The organism is Leptospira johnsonii (assembly GCF_003112675.1).
GTDB lineage: Bacteria > Spirochaetota > Leptospiria > Leptospirales > Leptospiraceae > Leptospira_B > Leptospira_B johnsonii.
This window is the reverse complement of sequence record NZ_BFAY01000005.1, coordinates 44724-61459: the sequence shown is the minus strand read 5'-3', so window position 1 is coordinate 61459 and position 16736 is coordinate 44724. Positions and strand designations below refer to the sequence as shown.

The 16736-nt window shown below is 39.9% G+C and carries 15 protein-coding genes; 10 read left to right on the top strand and 5 right to left on the bottom strand.

Translation table 11 applies throughout. The features are described 5' to 3' along the window. Positions 1 to 16: 16 nt before the first annotated feature. Positions 17 to 3163, bottom strand: a complete 3147-nt coding sequence (locus LPTSP_RS01535; RefSeq protein WP_108927093.1) for a response regulator — start codon at positions 3161 to 3163, stop codon at positions 17 to 19. 232 nt (positions 3164 to 3395) lie between these two features. On the opposite strand from LPTSP_RS01535, the gene LPTSP_RS01530 reads away from it, so the two are divergent. From LPTSP_RS01530 to LPTSP_RS01485, 10 genes are all read left to right on the top strand, one after another. Next, a complete protein-coding gene (locus tag LPTSP_RS01530) occupies positions 3396 to 4673 on the top strand; it encodes an acetyl-CoA hydrolase/transferase family protein (protein ID WP_108927092.1) in 1278 nt (425 codons plus the stop codon). Between the two features lie 207 nt (positions 4674 to 4880). Then, positions 4881 to 6320 carry a cytochrome-c oxidase, cbb3-type subunit I gene (gene ccoN, locus LPTSP_RS01525; protein WP_108927460.1) on the top strand — a complete coding sequence of 480 codons (1440 nt, stop codon included), beginning with the start codon at positions 4881 to 4883 and terminating at the stop codon, positions 6318 to 6320. After that, positions 6317 to 7006, top strand: coding sequence for a cytochrome-c oxidase, cbb3-type subunit II (gene ccoO, locus LPTSP_RS01520; protein WP_108927091.1), 690 nt, complete (start codon positions 6317 to 6319; stop codon positions 7004 to 7006). The genes ccoN and ccoO overlap by 4 nt, the downstream gene beginning before the upstream one ends. 8 nt (positions 7007 to 7014) lie before the next feature. Further along, positions 7015 to 7161 carry a cbb3-type cytochrome c oxidase subunit 3 gene (locus LPTSP_RS01515; RefSeq protein WP_020768294.1) on the top strand — a complete coding sequence of 49 codons (147 nt, stop codon included), beginning with the start codon at positions 7015 to 7017 and terminating at the stop codon, positions 7159 to 7161. A 1-nt stretch (position 7162) separates the two neighbouring features. Further along, positions 7163 to 7696: a cbb3-type cytochrome c oxidase N-terminal domain-containing protein gene (locus LPTSP_RS01510; protein WP_108927090.1), complete on the top strand. Its 534-nt coding sequence runs from the start codon at positions 7163 to 7165 to the stop codon at positions 7694 to 7696. Between the two features lie 34 nt (positions 7697 to 7730). Next, the gene (ccoG, locus tag LPTSP_RS01505; protein WP_108927089.1) at positions 7731 to 9098 is read left to right on the top strand and encodes a cytochrome c oxidase accessory protein CcoG; all 1368 of its coding nucleotides are present in this window, start codon (positions 7731 to 7733) and stop codon (positions 9096 to 9098) included. Continuing rightward, positions 9088 to 9573, top strand: coding sequence for a FixH family protein (locus LPTSP_RS01500; protein ID WP_108927088.1), 486 nt, complete (start codon positions 9088 to 9090; stop codon positions 9571 to 9573). The genes ccoG and LPTSP_RS01500 overlap by 11 nt, the downstream gene beginning before the upstream one ends. Next, a complete protein-coding gene (locus tag LPTSP_RS01495) occupies positions 9570 to 12035 on the top strand; it encodes a heavy metal translocating P-type ATPase (RefSeq protein ID WP_108927087.1) in 2466 nt (821 codons plus the stop codon). The genes LPTSP_RS01500 and LPTSP_RS01495 overlap by 4 nt, the downstream gene beginning before the upstream one ends. Further along, a complete protein-coding gene (ccoS, locus tag LPTSP_RS01490; protein ID WP_008591697.1) occupies positions 12032 to 12190 on the top strand; it encodes a cbb3-type cytochrome oxidase assembly protein CcoS in 159 nt (52 codons plus the stop codon). Before LPTSP_RS01495 ends, ccoS begins: the two co-directional genes overlap by 4 nt. 9 nt (positions 12191 to 12199) lie before the next feature. Then, entirely contained in the window at positions 12200 to 12952 is a 753-nt protein-coding gene (locus tag LPTSP_RS01485; protein WP_108927086.1) for a sulfite exporter TauE/SafE family protein, read from the top strand. Positions 12953 to 12955: 3 nt separating this feature from the next. On the opposite strand, the gene LPTSP_RS01480 is transcribed toward LPTSP_RS01485, so the two are convergent. The 4 genes from LPTSP_RS01480 to LPTSP_RS01465 form a co-directional block, all read right to left on the bottom strand. Next, positions 12956 to 13531 carry a dienelactone hydrolase gene (locus LPTSP_RS01480; RefSeq protein ID WP_245915442.1) on the bottom strand — a complete coding sequence of 192 codons (576 nt, stop codon included), beginning with the start codon at positions 13529 to 13531 and terminating at the stop codon, positions 12956 to 12958. A gap of 135 nt (positions 13532 to 13666) precedes the next feature. Then, positions 13667 to 14347: a Crp/Fnr family transcriptional regulator gene (locus LPTSP_RS01475; RefSeq protein WP_108927084.1), complete on the bottom strand. Its 681-nt coding sequence runs from the start codon at positions 14345 to 14347 to the stop codon at positions 13667 to 13669. 141 nt (positions 14348 to 14488) lie between these two features. Beyond that, positions 14489 to 15874 carry an MBL fold metallo-hydrolase RNA specificity domain-containing protein gene (locus LPTSP_RS01470; RefSeq protein WP_108927083.1) on the bottom strand — a complete coding sequence of 462 codons (1386 nt, stop codon included), beginning with the start codon at positions 15872 to 15874 and terminating at the stop codon, positions 14489 to 14491. Between the two features lie 136 nt (positions 15875 to 16010). Further along, complete coding sequence (locus LPTSP_RS01465) at positions 16011 to 16733, bottom strand: LytR/AlgR family response regulator transcription factor (protein WP_108927082.1); 723 nt, start codon at positions 16731 to 16733, stop codon at positions 16011 to 16013. Positions 16734 to 16736 lie beyond the last annotated feature (3 nt).

The following is a 16736-nucleotide window of genomic DNA, read 5'->3' as shown; positions in this document are numbered from 1 at the left end:
AGTATTCACACCTTATTTATTTTACGGAAAAATTTCCGATCGGGATATTTATTTTTATCTTATATATGTTTTCAACTAAGGACATTTCCACTTTTCCACCAAGCCCAGAGATCCTATAGATCAGATTCTCGGTACCTCTTCCGGTTTTATGTTTTCTGAGATGGTAGGAAGATTCCGCATTCATTTCGGTAATCAGATCTCCATTTTCTAAATAGAAATTCCATTTAGAAACACTCTGCCCGTATTTTAGATCGTTATTCGTGATCTCATTTACAATACTATACAGTTCTATTACAGAAGTTTCATTCTTTTCTTCTTCAAAAAATTTAAGTAGTTCGTCTTGGCATTCGAATTCCAAGTCTCTTTCCACATCCGAATATCTTCTGAGTAAAACTAAGTTGATACCTGTGATAAAATTTTCGGACAATAATCCAAGGTCCTCTATCTTCAACATCTGTTCTCTCAGGATATGGATGGACTGATTCACCGCTTCGTTGATCTTTTTGAAGATAGGCTTATTTTCTTGGTTTTGGGCCAATAATTCTTCCGACAAAAACTTTAGATCGGTAAGTTTTCCGCCTAAATGATCGTGTAAGTCGATATTAATCCTCTGCCTTACGTTATTTACAGCTTCTCTCTTTTCATTCTCCTGATTTAAGCGGCTCTTGTGACCGTCCGCCAAAGCGAGTAAATTATTGATCCTTAAGATCAATTCTTCAAAATCGAAAGGTTTGAGTAGATAATCATTTGCACCATTATTCAGCGCGGCCATTAGATCCTTGTCCTGGTTTTTTGCGGTCAACATCAATATGGGAAGTTCCAATGTGCTAAGTGTTTTACGGATCTCTCTGGCTGTGTCTAAGCCGGACATCTTAGGCATCATCACATCTAAAATAACAACATCAAACTCCTTGTCTTTTTGTAATATTTCTAAGGCTTCCATTCCACTTTTTGCTGTGACTGAGGAAATATTTCTTAAAGAAAGATAGTTTTGTATTACTTGCAAGTTTACAGGTTCGTCGTCTACGACCAAGATCCTCGCATTTTTTTCAGAATCGGAAGACTCATTTTGAAGAGCCACCGTTGAACCAAGATGATTTCCTTCTTTATAATTTTTTAATTCTTTTCCATCCGATCTTGGGATTTTACCTGATACTAGTGGAATCGTAAAATAAAAACGAGACCCAGAACCAGAGCTGGACTCTACTCCGATCTCTCCTCCATGTAATACAACTAATGCCCTGCTGATAGCAAGTCCAAGACCTGCGCCTGAACTATTTTTGGAATCCCCTCTTTCTACTTGTTCGAAAAATTCGAATACTTTTTGGTGTTCTACAGGATCGATCCCTATTCCTGTATCTTTTACGCTAACCTCTGCAATCCCAAGGGCTTTGATCCGAGCACTGACTACGATCTCTCCCTTCTCCGTAAATTTTATCGCGTTACTCACTAGGTTTTGCAGGATCTGCTGTAGTCTATTTTCGTCTGCGAGTAAATCCGGAAACTCAGGTAAGATAGCGTTCACTAATTTTATCTTAGTCTCGTCAGCTGAGATCCGGTTCAACTCTAGAGTAAAATTCACAGCTTGGTATAAGTCTACGGATCTTAGATTTAAGTTTAAATCTTTATGTTTTAATTTAGAAAAATCTATAATATCGTTTACTAAACTAGAAAGTCTTTGTCCGCTAGTGACGATCATTCCCAATTGTCTTGTAATTGATTCAGATAATGGACCACCCACTCCTCTTTTTAAGGAGTCAGCAATTCCAATAATCCCTTGCAATGGCGTTCTCAATTCATGAGAAGTATTTGCTAAGAATTCGTCCTTCAATTTGTCCAAGGAGATCAATCGTTGGTTGGATTCTTGTAGATCGTGAGCCAATTTTTCGGAAAGTTTATAGGCGCTAGTAAATCTCTGAGAGACCATAAACGCTTGGGCCACAAAAAAAGAAGCTACTCCATAAGAGGAGAAGTATGCAGTATTTATGATCATATTCGCATACAATATATCATTGGTCACTACTGCAAAAAAGAGAAGAAAGAAGAATAAGCCTACATCTGCCCCCAGCTTCTTATTCTGCATCGCTTTCCAAAAAACGTATACTAGATAAAAGCAAGCTATAGTAACTAAAATCCCAAAAATAGAGATGGTCCTGGAATAGATGACCAAAGGAGTGAATAATACGATTACAGAAAGCCCTATAACGATACTAATTAAAAACCGAATAACTTTTTTGTTTATCTCATCCGGATATAAGGTTCGGATAAATAATGGAAAGAATATTGCGATCAAAAAGCTGGATATTAATTCCAACCTATATCCCCATTCGAAATCAAAATTAGGAAAAATAGAATATAATATCCTTTCTCCTGTTATCAAAATACGGATAGTGGAACAGATTGTTAGAATTCCATAATATAATGTAGAGGTTTCTCTTCTTAAGAATGCGAATAAGCTAAGGTGATATAGACCTAAAACAAAAAGTCCTCCACCTACGAACAAATCTAATCTGACATTACTCTGGCGTACGGTAACCAGATCCTTTCTTTTTCCTATATAGATCTTTGCCCAAGGGCCTCCTTTAAAATGGGAAAAATTGGAGATCTCTATCGCAATTTCATTTTCCTTACCAAGATCGAATAATTCGCTCACTCCAGGTCTGTACAAAGGCTCGCTTGTCTCAGGAGTTTTTCCGACCACTCCGCTCGAGATCACCTTTTTTCCATTTACGTAAAGATTATAAGATGTGGAAGCTTCCAGCATCTTAATTGCCATATCAGTTTCAGGTTTGTCTAAACGAAGGAGTATCTTGTAGGTGGCATATCCGAAGCCGGGATAGTTTTGGTTTAGATCTTTGTATTCGTTCCAAACATTTGGAACATCTCCGAATTTGATTTGCTCTTTGGATTTTTGAGAAGGATCCAGATCGGACTTTAAATTATTTTTGATCTCCGAAAATAATTGAGACCAATAAAATACCCAGTCCCCTTCTATACTCAGAGGTTCTTCTTTTCCGAAGTCCCAACGATTGCTTAGGTCCAATATTCCGTTTTCTACTTTCGGTTTTATCTTTGAAAAAGATCCCGACTCGCATCCCAAACCAAACAACAAGATTGAGATCAGTAAAACTCCCGGGAATTTTTGAGAGAAAACGGAATACATCTACACTGATTCTTCAGACCATTCCGGAATTATAAACCTTTTTAATGTTCCAGAATAAGGTTCAGGAAAGAAATAGAAGAAGTAAAATTCTCCCTTATTCTAGGGATCTTTTCGATCCAGCGGACCTTCTTCACATATTCGTTCAAAATACAAAAGATAAGAAATATCAATACATTCTCCGGAATTTTGTCCCTTGACTTCTAGTCGGTAAAAATCGGAAAATAATTCCGATATGGACTTACATTATGTTTCCCCGAATGAAGCGGTTGCAGAGATCAAAAACGACCAAAGAGTTTTCATCCACAGCGTATTCGCCGCTCCTAAACTTCTAGTCGAAGCATTAAGTTCCAGAGCTTCAGAGCTACAAAATGTTGAGATGGTTCATATCCATACGGAAGGAGAAGTTCCCTACGCCCAAAATGGGATGGAGTCTTCTTTTCATACAAACGCTCTATTCGTAGGAGCGAATATGAGAGAGGCGGTAAAGGAAGGAAGAGCTGATTATCTTCCCATCTTCTTAAGTGAATGCCCTTCTCTATTTAGAAAAAAGATCCTGCCTTTGGATGTGGCTCTTATCACAGTTTCTCCTCCTGACAAACATGGTTTTTGCTCCTTAGGAGTTTCCGTCGATATAAGCAAGGCCGCGGTTGATTCTGCCAATCTGGTAATCGCTCAGGTGAACAGTTTTATGCCCAGAACACATGGAGACGGGATCGTTCATATAAACAAAATCCATAAATTAGTAGAAGGTAATATTCCACTATTAGAAGCAAAATATACGAAACCCGACCAAATAGAATCAAAGATCGGTGAGTATATAGCAGGTCTTGTAGAAGACGGAGCCACTTTACAAATGGGAATAGGAGCTATTCCGGATGCAGTCCTCTCTTGTTTACAAAATCATAAAGATCTAGGAATTCATACGGAAATGTTTTCAGACGGTGTCATTCCTTTGGTGGAAAAAGGGATCATCACAGGTAAACATAAAAAGATCCATCCTGGAAAAATAGTTACAGGATTCGTGATGGGAACCAGAAAACTTTACGATTTTGTGGATGATAATCCGGAAGTTGTATTTTTAGATATCGGCTATATCAACGATACTGCGAATATTCGCAAAAATCCAAAAGTAACCGCGATCAATTCTGCGATCGAAGTGGATCTTACCGGTCAGGTATGTGCGGATTCTATCGGGACCAGACAGTATTCCGGAGTGGGAGGACAGATGGATTTTATCCGAGGAGCTTCCCTTTCTGAGGGTGGAAAACCGATCATTGCACTTCCTTCCGTAACTTCTCACGGAAAATCCAGGATCGTTCCAATTCTACAACCTGGTGCAAGTGTAACCACTACCAGAGCAAATGTTCATTATATAATCACAGAATACGGGATCGCGGATCTTTACGGCAAAAATCTAAAACAAAGAGCAAAACTTCTTACGCAAATTGCTCATCCGAATCATAGAGAATCCCTGGAAAGAGAGGCTTTCGAAAGATTCAAAGGATTTTAATTCTCAAAATCGAAAACCCCTGCACATTCTAAAGTATATTATAATTTAATTAAATAGTAATTTATTGACAAACAAGTTCAACTCCTCACTCTCCAGTTGACAATTATCAAGACCGTTTTGAAGGAAGAAGAAGTCGGAATCCTTGCGTTTCGACATTCCAATCTAAATGTGGAATTATCCTTCACGGAAAAACCGGAGAGATCAAGAATGAGTTCTTCAGAACAAAAATATAACGATACGATCGTCAAAGGATTTTTGATATCGGGATTGGTTTGGGGCGTGGCTTCCATGCTTGTGGGAGTATGGATCGCCTTCCAAATGGTATATCCTGAATTGAATTTCGGACCCTACTTCACTTTCGGCAGGTTGAGACCCTTACATACGAATGCGGCGATTTTCGGGTTCGCATTGAGTATTATATTCGCAACGGCTTATCACACTGTACAAAGACTTTGTAGAGTAAGAATTTGGAGCAATAAGCTAGCAAACTTACACTTAGTCCTTTACAACCTTACGATAATTGCGGCAGCGATCACCCTGCCTTTAGGCTTAAACCAATCCAAGGAATATGCCGAATTGGAATGGCCTTTGGACCTTATGATCGTGATCTGGTTCGTAATCTTCCTGATCAACTACTTCGCTACAATCTTTACTCGCGAAGAAAAGCAACTATATGCAGCGATCTGGTTCTATATCGCTTCCTGGGTTACGATCCCGATCCTATTCATCGTAAATAACCTTTCTATTCCGGTAAGTTGGATCAAATCCTATTCTATATACTCCGGAGTGTATGACGCAAACATCCAATGGTGGTATGGACATAACGCGGTGGCATTCGTTCTCACCACTCCATTTCTGGGATTGATGTATTACTATCTTCCCAAACATATCAAACAACCCATTTATAGTCATAGACTCTCCATCATTCACTTCTGGAGTTTGATCTTCCTTTATATTTGGGCGGGTCCTCACCATCTACTTTATTCTCCACTTCCAGATTGGTTACAAACTACAGGGATGGTATTTAGTATTATGTTATGGATGCCTTCTTGGGGAGGTATGTTAAACGGATTTTTAACACTTACTCAAGCCAAGGAAAAAATCAAAACGGATGCTACTTTAAAGATGCTCTTAGTAGGACTCACATTTTACGGTATGTCCACTTTCGAAGGACCTCTTCTTTCCATCCGAGCAGTAAGCGGTTTAGGTCATAATACCGACTGGATCATCGGACACGTTCACGGAGGAACATTAGGCTGGGTAGGTATGATGTCTTTCGCAGTCATCTATTATTTGGTGCCTAGGTTATGGAATACTAACTTATTCTCTGAAAGACTGGCTAACGTTCACTTCTGGATCGCGACCCTTGGGATCTTATTGTATATCGTTTCAATGTGGGTATCCGGAATCAGCGAAGGATCCATGTGGAGAGCAATAGACGAAACAGGAGCTTTAAAGTTCCCGAACTGGGTACAGATCACAGAAACTTTAAAACCATATAGGTTGTTCCGTGGTATCGGAGGAGGACTCTACTTTACCGGGTTAATCATCATGATCTATAATGTAGTCCGTACTATCATGAACTCCGGCTCCGGATTCAAGGAAGTCGATCTAAGGATCGGATCAAAAGAGGAGAAAGTTGTATGAATTGGTTCGACAAATTATTGGATTGGTTCTCCGGTTTTACAGATCAGTGGGAAAAACACGGAGTTAAATTCACATTATATACTACGATAGCTATCTTGATCGGAGGATTATTCGAGTTAGTTCCTCCCTTCTTCCTCACAAAAACGGCAGAGCCTATTCAGAACGTAAAGCCGTATAACGCATTGGAATTGGCAGGAAGGGATGTTTATCAGAAGGAAGGATGTAATAACTGTCACACTCAGATGATACGTCCTTTTAAATGGGAAGTGGATCGTTTCGACCCTCAGCATTCCTATGGAAAAGACGGTTACTCCAAAGCGGGAGAGTATGTTTACGATCACCCTTTCCTATGGGGATCCAAAAGAACAGGACCGGATCTGGCTCATGAATCTCAGATACAACCCTCTGCGGAATGGCATAAGACACATTTGATTAATCCTAGAGATACAGCAAAAGGTTCCATAATGCCTGCATATCCTTGGTTATTCGAAGAGTCTTCCACCGTCGATGCTTCTAAGATCGCGGACCATATGAGAGGACTCCAAAAGGTAGGAGTTCCATATACGGAAGAAGATATCTCCTCCGCTCCTAATTTATTAGCCGGAAAAACTGCAGGAGACGCTTTAATCGCATACCTGCTGAAATTGGGAAGAGATACCGCCGAATTGTCCAAAAGTTTACAGTGAGATACGATATGGATTTAGATACATTACAAATTTATAAATCGTTAAGACTTCCGATCCTGGTACTATCCATATTTACGATTATCTTATACGTATATAGAAGTTCCAGAAAGGAAAGAATGGAAAAACCTAAATTCCGAATGCTGGAGGAGGATTAATATGAGTGATCCAAACAAGGAATTCGACGGGATCAGACAGGCAGACAATCCCCTTCCAGAATGGTGGAAATGGGTTTTCTTAGGATGTATTATTTTCGCTGGGGTTTACGCCGTATACTTCCACGGATTTTCGGACTGGGGAACAAGCGAGTATTATGCGGCCCAGATCCAAGAATACGAGAAAGAATTTCCGAATCGTAACGTTGCAGTTGAGTCTACAGACGGATCAAATCCGTTCAGAGGGAACCAAGAAGCGATCAATGCGGGACAAAAAACGTTCCAAACCTATTGTGTCGCTTGCCATGGACCGACAGGAGAAGGTTTAGTAGGCCCTAACCTAATGGATAAGGAATGGCTGCACGGAAATACGGATCTAGAACTTTATGCAACCGTAATGAAGGGAATTTCCGTTGAAAGAGCGAAATTAGGCAGAGGACCGATGCCGGCTCATGAGAACTCATTAGGTTCCGAAAAAGTTTACCAAGTACTTGCTTGGTTGGCTTCCCGGAATCCGGAGCTAAAATCTTCCAAATAAGTTCAACCGTCTCAGTGGATCATAAGGGGGAGCAATGATCATTTCAAGACCAATGCAGGGAAAGATAAGGACTGCAAGAAATTACGTCCAGGTTTTCTTGGTCCTTCTCTTTTTTATAACTCCTTGGATTCGCTGGGATGGATTTCAAGCTATCCGATTGGATATACCGGATAGAAAGTTCTTTCTATTCGGTAATATTTTTATCCCTCAGGAAGGATATTTTCTTCATTTATTCCTGATTGCTGCCGGACTCTCCCTTTTCTTCTTTACTACTCTGATTGGTAGAGTTTGGTGCGGATGGGCTTGTCCACAAACCATCTATTCTGATATTTTCGATTGGATCGGAAGGAAGATACAAGATTCAAAATACGGAAAACAAGATGCAAACCGTGCCTTAGTAGCTCTAACTCACGTAGCATGGATTTTAGTTAGCTTTGCCGCGTCTTTTGCTTGGATCTCCTATTTTTCAGATCCATACCAGATGATCTCTTATTTCAAAAATCCTAATGTAAATTTCCCTACTTGGTCTTTATTTCTGGGATTTTTTACGTTCGCAATGTATGCCGATATTGCTTTTATACGGGAGCAATTCTGTAAATATGGTTGTCCTTATGCACGCTTCCAAACAGTGATGATGGACAATCATTCAGTCAATATTACTTACGATTACTCAAGGGGAGAACCCAGAAGACAGGGAAAAACAAAGATCGGCGATTGCACGGCCTGTAATATGTGCCTGGTCGTATGTCCTACAGGAATAGATATCAGAGAAGGAGCCAATCCTTGGTGTATCGCATGCGGAAAATGTTCGGACGCATGCACAAAACAAATGGATAAGGAAAATAAGAAAACCTTGATAGGCTACTGGTCTGAAAACCAGATCTCCCAAAAAGGCTCTCCTATCCGTTGGATCCGGCCGAGAACCGTCATCTACGCTCTCTTTCTTACGCTCACAATCTCGGCAATCGGGATCTTATTATCGAGCAGAGTCCCACTTTATCTATCCGTTCTTCCAGATAGAAATATACAACCGATGTTAATCCAAGAAGGGATTGTTCGTAACTTTTACGAAGTACAAATGCAGAACCTGACTCCCAAAGACAGAACCTTAAAATTCGAAATAGAGACCTCCGACTTGCAGGGAGAAAGAAAAATACTCGTTGGCGGAACGGAAGAAGCTACCGTACAATTAAAAGGAAACTCCGAGGAAAGATACAGACTCTTTATAGAACTTAAGATAGCAGAGCAAGACTCTAAAAAAAGAAGTCATGATATTAAGCTAAAAGTGATAGATATTCAAGATTCTGAATATTCAAAATCGGAGACAGTCCCATTCCTGCTTCCGGTATCTATTTCCGGATGGAAAATACAAAATGATGAGAGGATAGTCCATGGACGTTAGTTTAAAAAGAGCCTTTTGGGTGATAAAGATCGCATTTCTCGCATTGTTTGTTGCTACTTTCTATACCGTAAAACTAGCTTTAGCAGGGCATACTCCGACTATCGATTCCAATTATTACGAAAAAGGACTCAAATACGAACAGTCCATTCTATCTCAAAGAAAAATGGTAGAGGCAGGCTATGGATTCCAAGCGGATTGGCTCCAAAATCCGAATATAATTCAATCTGGAAAACAAGAGCTACAGTTGGAATTCAAACATAACGGACAAAAGATCCAAGGTGCTCATATCCAAGTCCAATTGGATAAAACAGCGACTGAAAAATTCAATGAGACAATCACCTTAAAAGAAGCTACCCCTGGAAAATACCAAGGAACACTCTCTATTCCTTTCCCAGGAGAGTGGAGAATTTCAATCTCCGCTAAAATCCCGGAAGGAACTCTGGAAAAAACCGTATCACTTAAGGTAAAACATTGAAAGTATTAGAAAACAAAACATTATGTTTTCATTGTAATACAGAGATCGATGGAGTATCTATACGCAGAACGGAACAAGGAGTAGAAAGGGAATATTGTTGTAATGGATGTGCTGAAATCTCTCATTTATTACTCGAAAACGGATTGGATCAATTCTATCAGATTAGAGGAACCCAATCTTTAGAACCAATCGATACGTACGCTCCAAAATTTTCTCCGGAAGAATTGGATAACGAATCCGTATATTCGGAATATTTAGAAAAGAAGACCGGTTCGGATTCAAACATATACATCACAGTCACTAACCTACATTGTTCTGCTTGCGTTTGGTTGATAGAAACTGTTCTCACAAAAACAGAAGGGATCCAAGAAGCGAGGATCAATTTCGGGACAGGAAGACTCAAAGTAGGATTTGATCTTTCTAAGATCACACTTGGAAAAATCATCAAAACGATCGAAAGTTTAGGATACAAGGCCAAACTATATTCTCCCCTAAAGGCAGAATCCAAGGTAGAAAAACCATTCCAAGAGCTTAGCATCCGAATGATAGTCGCGGGCTTCTGCTGGGGAAATATCATGCTGTTCTCCGCAAGTCTTTATGCGGGCTATTTCGAAGGAATGGAATTCAATATTAAAAATTTATTCCATTATATTTCCTGGATATTTGCTACCCCGGTTTATTTTTATTCAGGATATCCGTTCTGGAAGGGTGCTTACGAATCCTGGAAAAGAAAACTTCTCGGAATGGATACATTATTATTCGCAGGAGTAAGTCTTGCTTACTTCTATAGTATTTATGTAACAATTTCCGGGAAGGGAGAAGTCTATTTCGACTCTGTTTGCACCATCTACTTCTTCATTTTACTCGGAAAATATTTCGAAGCAATGATCCGTTACAAGGCAGGGGCAAAAATAGGAGAATTACTCTCCCTCCTTCCGGAAGAATACGAAGTCTCTAAAAAAGGGATCTGGTCCAAACATTCCGCAGCTTCCATTGAAAAAGGAGACTTAGTTCGACTATCATTAGGAAGTAAGGCTCCGGTAGACGGGATCTTAGATTCCGAGACCGCATTCTTCGATGAATCCGTTTTGACCGGAGAAAGTAAACCGATCCGAAAATCGAAAGGGGCAGAGATCAAGGCAGGTTCCGTTTCACTTTCTACCGACGTAAAATTCCAGGCAAAAGGAAGCGCTAACGAAAGCTCGCTCGCACAGATCGGAAGAATATTAGAAGATTCTTTATTAACAAAGCCGAAAATCCAAAGAAGTACCGACAAACTGGCCGCTGTTTTCATTAAAGTTGTACTATTCGTTGCGATAGGAACATTTATCTACTGGTTTAATTTTCATTCAATGGAAGATGCGATCTTAAATACGATCAGCGTTTTAATTGTCGCCTGCCCTTGCGCGCTAGGCTTAAGTGTTCCGGCTGCACTCGTGATCAGTCACTTACTCCAATCTAGGGAAGGTGTACTCGTCAAAAATCCGGAGTCAGTGGAAATTTTAGCAAAAGCAAATCGGATTTTCTTCGACAAAACTGGAACGCTGACCACAGGCAAATTAGAATTAAACGCAGAAAAATATTTCACAATAGAGGAAAATTCTTCCAAGTACAGAGAGATCGCGATCCGATTAGAATCCCATTCTTCTCACCCAATCGCAAAATCGATTATAGAGACATTTGCAACGGATGCCCCTGAGTTTTTAGAGAATATTAGCTCTAACAATTCCGAATCAGGCTCGGCGAGTACGTCCTCTGGTTGGAACTCCTACAAAGAAATTCCAGGAGAAGGAATGGAAGCCGTATTCCAAGGCAAGACTTACCGAATCGGGAAAAAGAACTTCGCCTGGGAAAATAATCCGGAAAACGACGGATGGATCCATCTTTCAGAGAATGGGATCCCCTTGGTTGCTTGGGAATTCAGAGATAAAGCCAGAGCGGAAGCGAAAGGATCTATTCAAGAGCTAAAATCATTCTTTTCTAATATGGAAATATTGTCCGGAGATATTCCATCCAAGGTGGAAACCCTTTCCAGAGAATTGGGGATACAAAGTTATAAAGCAAATTTAACTCCTCTACAAAAGAAAGAAAGGATCTTAGAAGCCCAATCTTCAGGGGAAGTGGTCCTTATGGTTGGAGATGGGATCAACGATTCAGCCTGTATCGCTCAGGCAGATTTAGGTATTTCTATGGGAATGGGTTCCGATCTTTCCTTGGATAAATCGGATATCATACTCGTAAAAGACAAACTGGATTCACTTCCTAAATCAGTTTTGATCGCAAGAAAAACAAGAAGGGTAATTCTGCAAAACATCTGCCTTTCTTTAGTTTATAATTCCATAATGATCCCGTTAGCAGCAGGAGGATTGATGCTTCCTGTGATCTGTGCGGGCTTTATGACATTGAGTTCCTTGACCGTAGTCCTAAATTCACTTTCTTTAAAGCATAGGGTATTTACATGAACGCTTTGTATCTGACAATTCCGATCGCACTCGTGATCTCCTTCGGAGCATTTTACGTATTCTTGCTCAATTTTAAGTCGGGCCAATACGAGGATATCGAAGGTCCTAAATACAGAATGTTATTTGAAGAAGACAAACAGGAAAAATCGAATTAGGAGTTTATTATGGAACTGACTTCCGCAATCTTATTCGGATCATTTTTAAATGGCCTAACAGGTTCTTTTCACTGTTTGGGAATGTGCGGACCATTGGCAGGAAGCCTGAATCTCACATTATCTCCGACTGATAAAAAGACAAGTCCTGTTCTATTACAAATTTTGTATAATCTAGGCAGATTAGTTTCTTACTCTTCCATCGGATTAGGATTCGGATTCTTAGGAAAGGTCACAAACCAAAGTCTTTCTTTACTACTTCCCGCTCAGGAATTCGCAGCCTGGTTCGGTGCTGGTTTTATCCTACTCTTTGGGATTTCCATTCTATTCCAGAAAGATTGGACCCAGAATCGATTTTTCTCGAAAATATTTTCTAAAGTAGGATCCAGACTTTTAAAAATAAGGGAGAACAAGAGTCCAAGCTCCAAATTAGCAATCGGATTTATGTTCGGGATGTTGACCGGTTTTTTACCATGCGGGATCTTATATCCTGCGTTCGTCATGGCATTTGCAACTGGCTCACCTGCATTCGGTGCACTCAGTATGTTCTTTTTCTTTTTAGGGACCTTCCCTCTACTTTTCGGATTCGGTTTAGGATTTAAAATGATTCTGGCAAAATTCGGAAAAGATAAACTAAAACTCGCGGGCTTTGCGATCATTCTTCTTTCTATCTCCCTGATATTATTCAGAATGAACCACACTCATCATCATTCAGAGCAGGGAGAAAAAATGGAAGAAGGTAGCCACCTTCACCACCATCATTAAATCTTAAAATTCGGAGAATTCCGTGGCTCTTTTTTCAGGAAAGCGGTACCATCTTCGTATGGCTTCAGAAACCATAATCCATTTAGTCTTGTCTTCAAAATGACTGGGAGAGCCTGGCACAAAATACACTCTCTTGATAGAAGATTCAATCTTAGAAAGAACGGAACGATTTACTATTCTACCGGTAAAATCGAGCTCACCTAAAATATTCAATATGGAAGCGTTTAATAATTTACCATCATATTCTTGAAGGCCATTTCCTATCAGTATCAGGCTTTCTACAGGAGAATCCAAACTTCCTGCTGCACGGAACATTCTACCTGCAATGGAAGAAGAACCTATATAAGAAACTTTTAAAGAATCTGTGCCTTCTATATTTTTGATCTGTTTTGTGATCTCGGAAAGACGATCCGACAAAAGGTCGGTATCGGAACGATTGGCGTGTACTTCTCTTTCCTCTTGTGTCAATAAGCCTTTTATAAAGAGAGTGGCAACTCCACTTTCATTCAGAAAATTTCTCATCTCATAAAATCGGTCAGCAAATTTGTCTTCCTTCTCATCCAAAATCAGAACCGCCAAAAAGATAGCCTTACTCGGGATAAAAAGGTCCGCTTTTAGACGGACCCGATTTACTTGAAAGTCGAGAGTGTTTTTAAAATCATACCGGACCATTTTATAAAACTTTAATATTCTATTTAGAAAATGATCGAATGTTTAATCCAATAAGCGAAGAAGCGCCTCTTCATTCTTGATTACTATTTTTCTCTTATCGATTTCTACCCAGCCTCTGCTCTTAAAATCGGCCAAGGCACGGACCAAAGTCTCAGTAGTCACGCCGATCATAGACGCCATGATCTCACGCGTGAAAGGAAGATCTTCTTCCGAGTCTTGGGATTCGGATAATTGTAATAGGAATTCTGAAAGTTTTGCGTGAACCTGACGAGTTCCCAAAGAGTAGATCTTATTTTCCGATTCCACCGCTTCGATCGTCACATATCTGAATACTGAATTTTGGAATTCTGAATCGGAGTTTAAAAGCCTGCGCAGCTCTTCTTCTTCCACAAATAAAACTGTGGATTCTACAAGTGCAACCGCATGATGTAAGTAATTTCCGCCGATGGCAGCGTCTCTAATCCCGACCCAGTTGCCTGGATGATAAATTCTGAATGTATGCTGTTTTTCTCCGGACCCGGAAGTTCTATAAGATCGGATCGAACCGGTCTCTACTATATAAAATCCGTTGGCCTGATCTCCCTGGGAGAATAAGATCTCGTTTTTGGAAATCTTTCTACGAGTGAAATTAAGTTCATGGTGATGGAGAAGATTTTCTTTCGGAAAAATTTCTCTTGGTAAAACTCGGGTTGTTTCGGTTGCGATTTTTACTGCGCTGGTCATGCTTTAAATCCCTTTTGTATCTCGATGTTTTTACAATACGTGAGAAAAAAAGAAAGGTCAAGGGCCGGAGGGACATCCTACCGATTGGGACGGTTTCCCGCGGATTTCCAGGGTGAAACTTTCAGGCCCCCAACCTCTTCATTACACTTCGAATTCGAAAACTTCTCCCCTTTCAGGGATCCTTGTTTCCCAGCCATATACTTTGCGGATCTGATTTCCCAAGATCCTACTGGCATCCTCTTCTCCGTGTACGATAAAGACCTCTTTAGGCGAGGTTTTGATCTTGGATAACCAAGAGATAAGTTCTGTTTGGTCCGCATGAGCGGATAATCCGTCTATATTCTGAACATCGCATCTGACCTCGTAATATTTACCTCTGATCTTGATCTCGGTATCTCCTCTCAGTAACTTATTACCTCTAGTCTCTTTTGCTTGATAACCTACGAATAATACTAAAGAGTTAGGGTCCCGTAAGGAATGTTGCAAGTAGGAGAGAACCCTGCCCCCAGTGGCCATCCCACTTCCTGCAATCACAATTTTAGGACCTCTTTTGTTGGCTATTTTTTTGGTCTCGGAAGATTCGGTGATGCATAATATATCATCTTTCAATCCTGCTAATTCATCTTCCTTCAGTTTATGCCACTCACTTCCGTAAGTATTAAATAAATCTAAAACTTTGGATCCCATGGGAGAATCCATATAGACAGGGATATTAGGGATCTCTCCCTCTTTCATCAATTTCCAGATCAAATACATGACTGCTTGAATTCTCTCTACTGCAAAACAAGGAATGATAATTGTTCCTTTGGAAGTGGAGAATTCTTGGATCAACTGAGCCAAACGTTTGATCGGATTTCCTCTATGGATACGATTTCCGTAAGTGGATTCTATTAGGATAATATCACCTTCGTCGGGCTTTTCCGGAGGATATAAAAGAGGATCTTCTTCTCTTCCTATATCTCCTGAAAAAATAAGGGTCTTATTTCCGATCTTTAATTCAATAAAGCTCGCTCCTAAAATATGGCCGTTGTATCTGAAACGAAATCGTATATTAGGCTCTAAATCGAACCATTCTCCGATCTCTACAGCATAGAATAGTTTGATCGTTTTTTCGGCATCGTCGCTATCGTATAATGGAAAGGCGGGCTTATGTTTGGAATATCCCCCTGAATTTGCAAGTTCAGCATCCTCTTCCTGCAATTTTGCGCTGTCTTTCAGAACTACATTAGATACATCTAATGTAGGTTTGGTGCCGAAAATCTTACCTCTAAATCCTTTTTTGACCGCTCTAGGCAAATATCCGCAATGGTCCAAATGTCCATGGGTAAGAAGAATATGATCTATTTCCGTCGGAAAAAATTGGTCCGAGTCCCAGTTTAGGAGTCTTAACTTTTTCTCCCCTTGGAAAAGTCCACAGTCCACCAGGATTGTTTTACCGAAGGCTTTAATAAGGTATTTAGAACCAGTAACAGTTCCCACTCCCCCTAAAAATTGTAAACTAGCGAGACGTTCGTTCTGGTTCTCCACTATCCCTTCTCCTTTTTACGTAATTCTTCCTGATAAGCCGGAAAGAAGAAATAATAGGCAAATTTCTTTCTTAAGTCAATAGCCGAGATGGGATATGGGTAAATCCGTTCTTAAACGGTAAAATCACAGGGAGAAATTAGAGAAGTTCTTTGATCTTAGAGATATATTTTCTTCCTACAGGAAGTTGTGTTTCGTCCTCATCTTTTAAGTGAACGGAATAATTTCCCATATTATCACTTTGCAGATGAGATAACTTTTCCAGATTGATTATGTATTGTTTATAAATTCTCATGAATTTACCTGGCGGAAGTTTTTGCTCCAGGCTTTTTAGGGACTTGTAAGTTACATATTGCCTTTTTTCAGTATGGACCACGCTGAAATTATCTCTAGAAGAAATATAAATGATCTCTCCGTAAGGGATGAGAAAATGATTTTCCTTTTCTAAAATAAAAAGTCCATGTTCGTTAAAAACATTCTTGGAAGGTTTATCTGCCTCATTCCCCAAAATTTCCAAAGCACGATCCACTGCCTTAAAAAATCTTTCTTTAGAAAAAGGTTTTAGAAGATAATCGATGACACCAAATTCGAATGCCTCGATGGCCTTGTCTCTTAACGCGGTGATAAAAATGATATAAGGAGGGTTTTCCAATTTTTCCAAAATATCCAAACCGGAAAGGATGGGGAGATTAATGTCCAAAAACGCAAGATGGAATTCTTCGTTCTGGAGATATTCAAGTGCCTCTTCGCCGTCTTTGGCCACTTTTACTAATTTCAATTCAGGACGGGCTAAACAATAATTTACGAGTAATTCCCGAGTTGGCGCCTCGTCCTCAACGATAAGTGTTCTCCATTCTGCCATCGT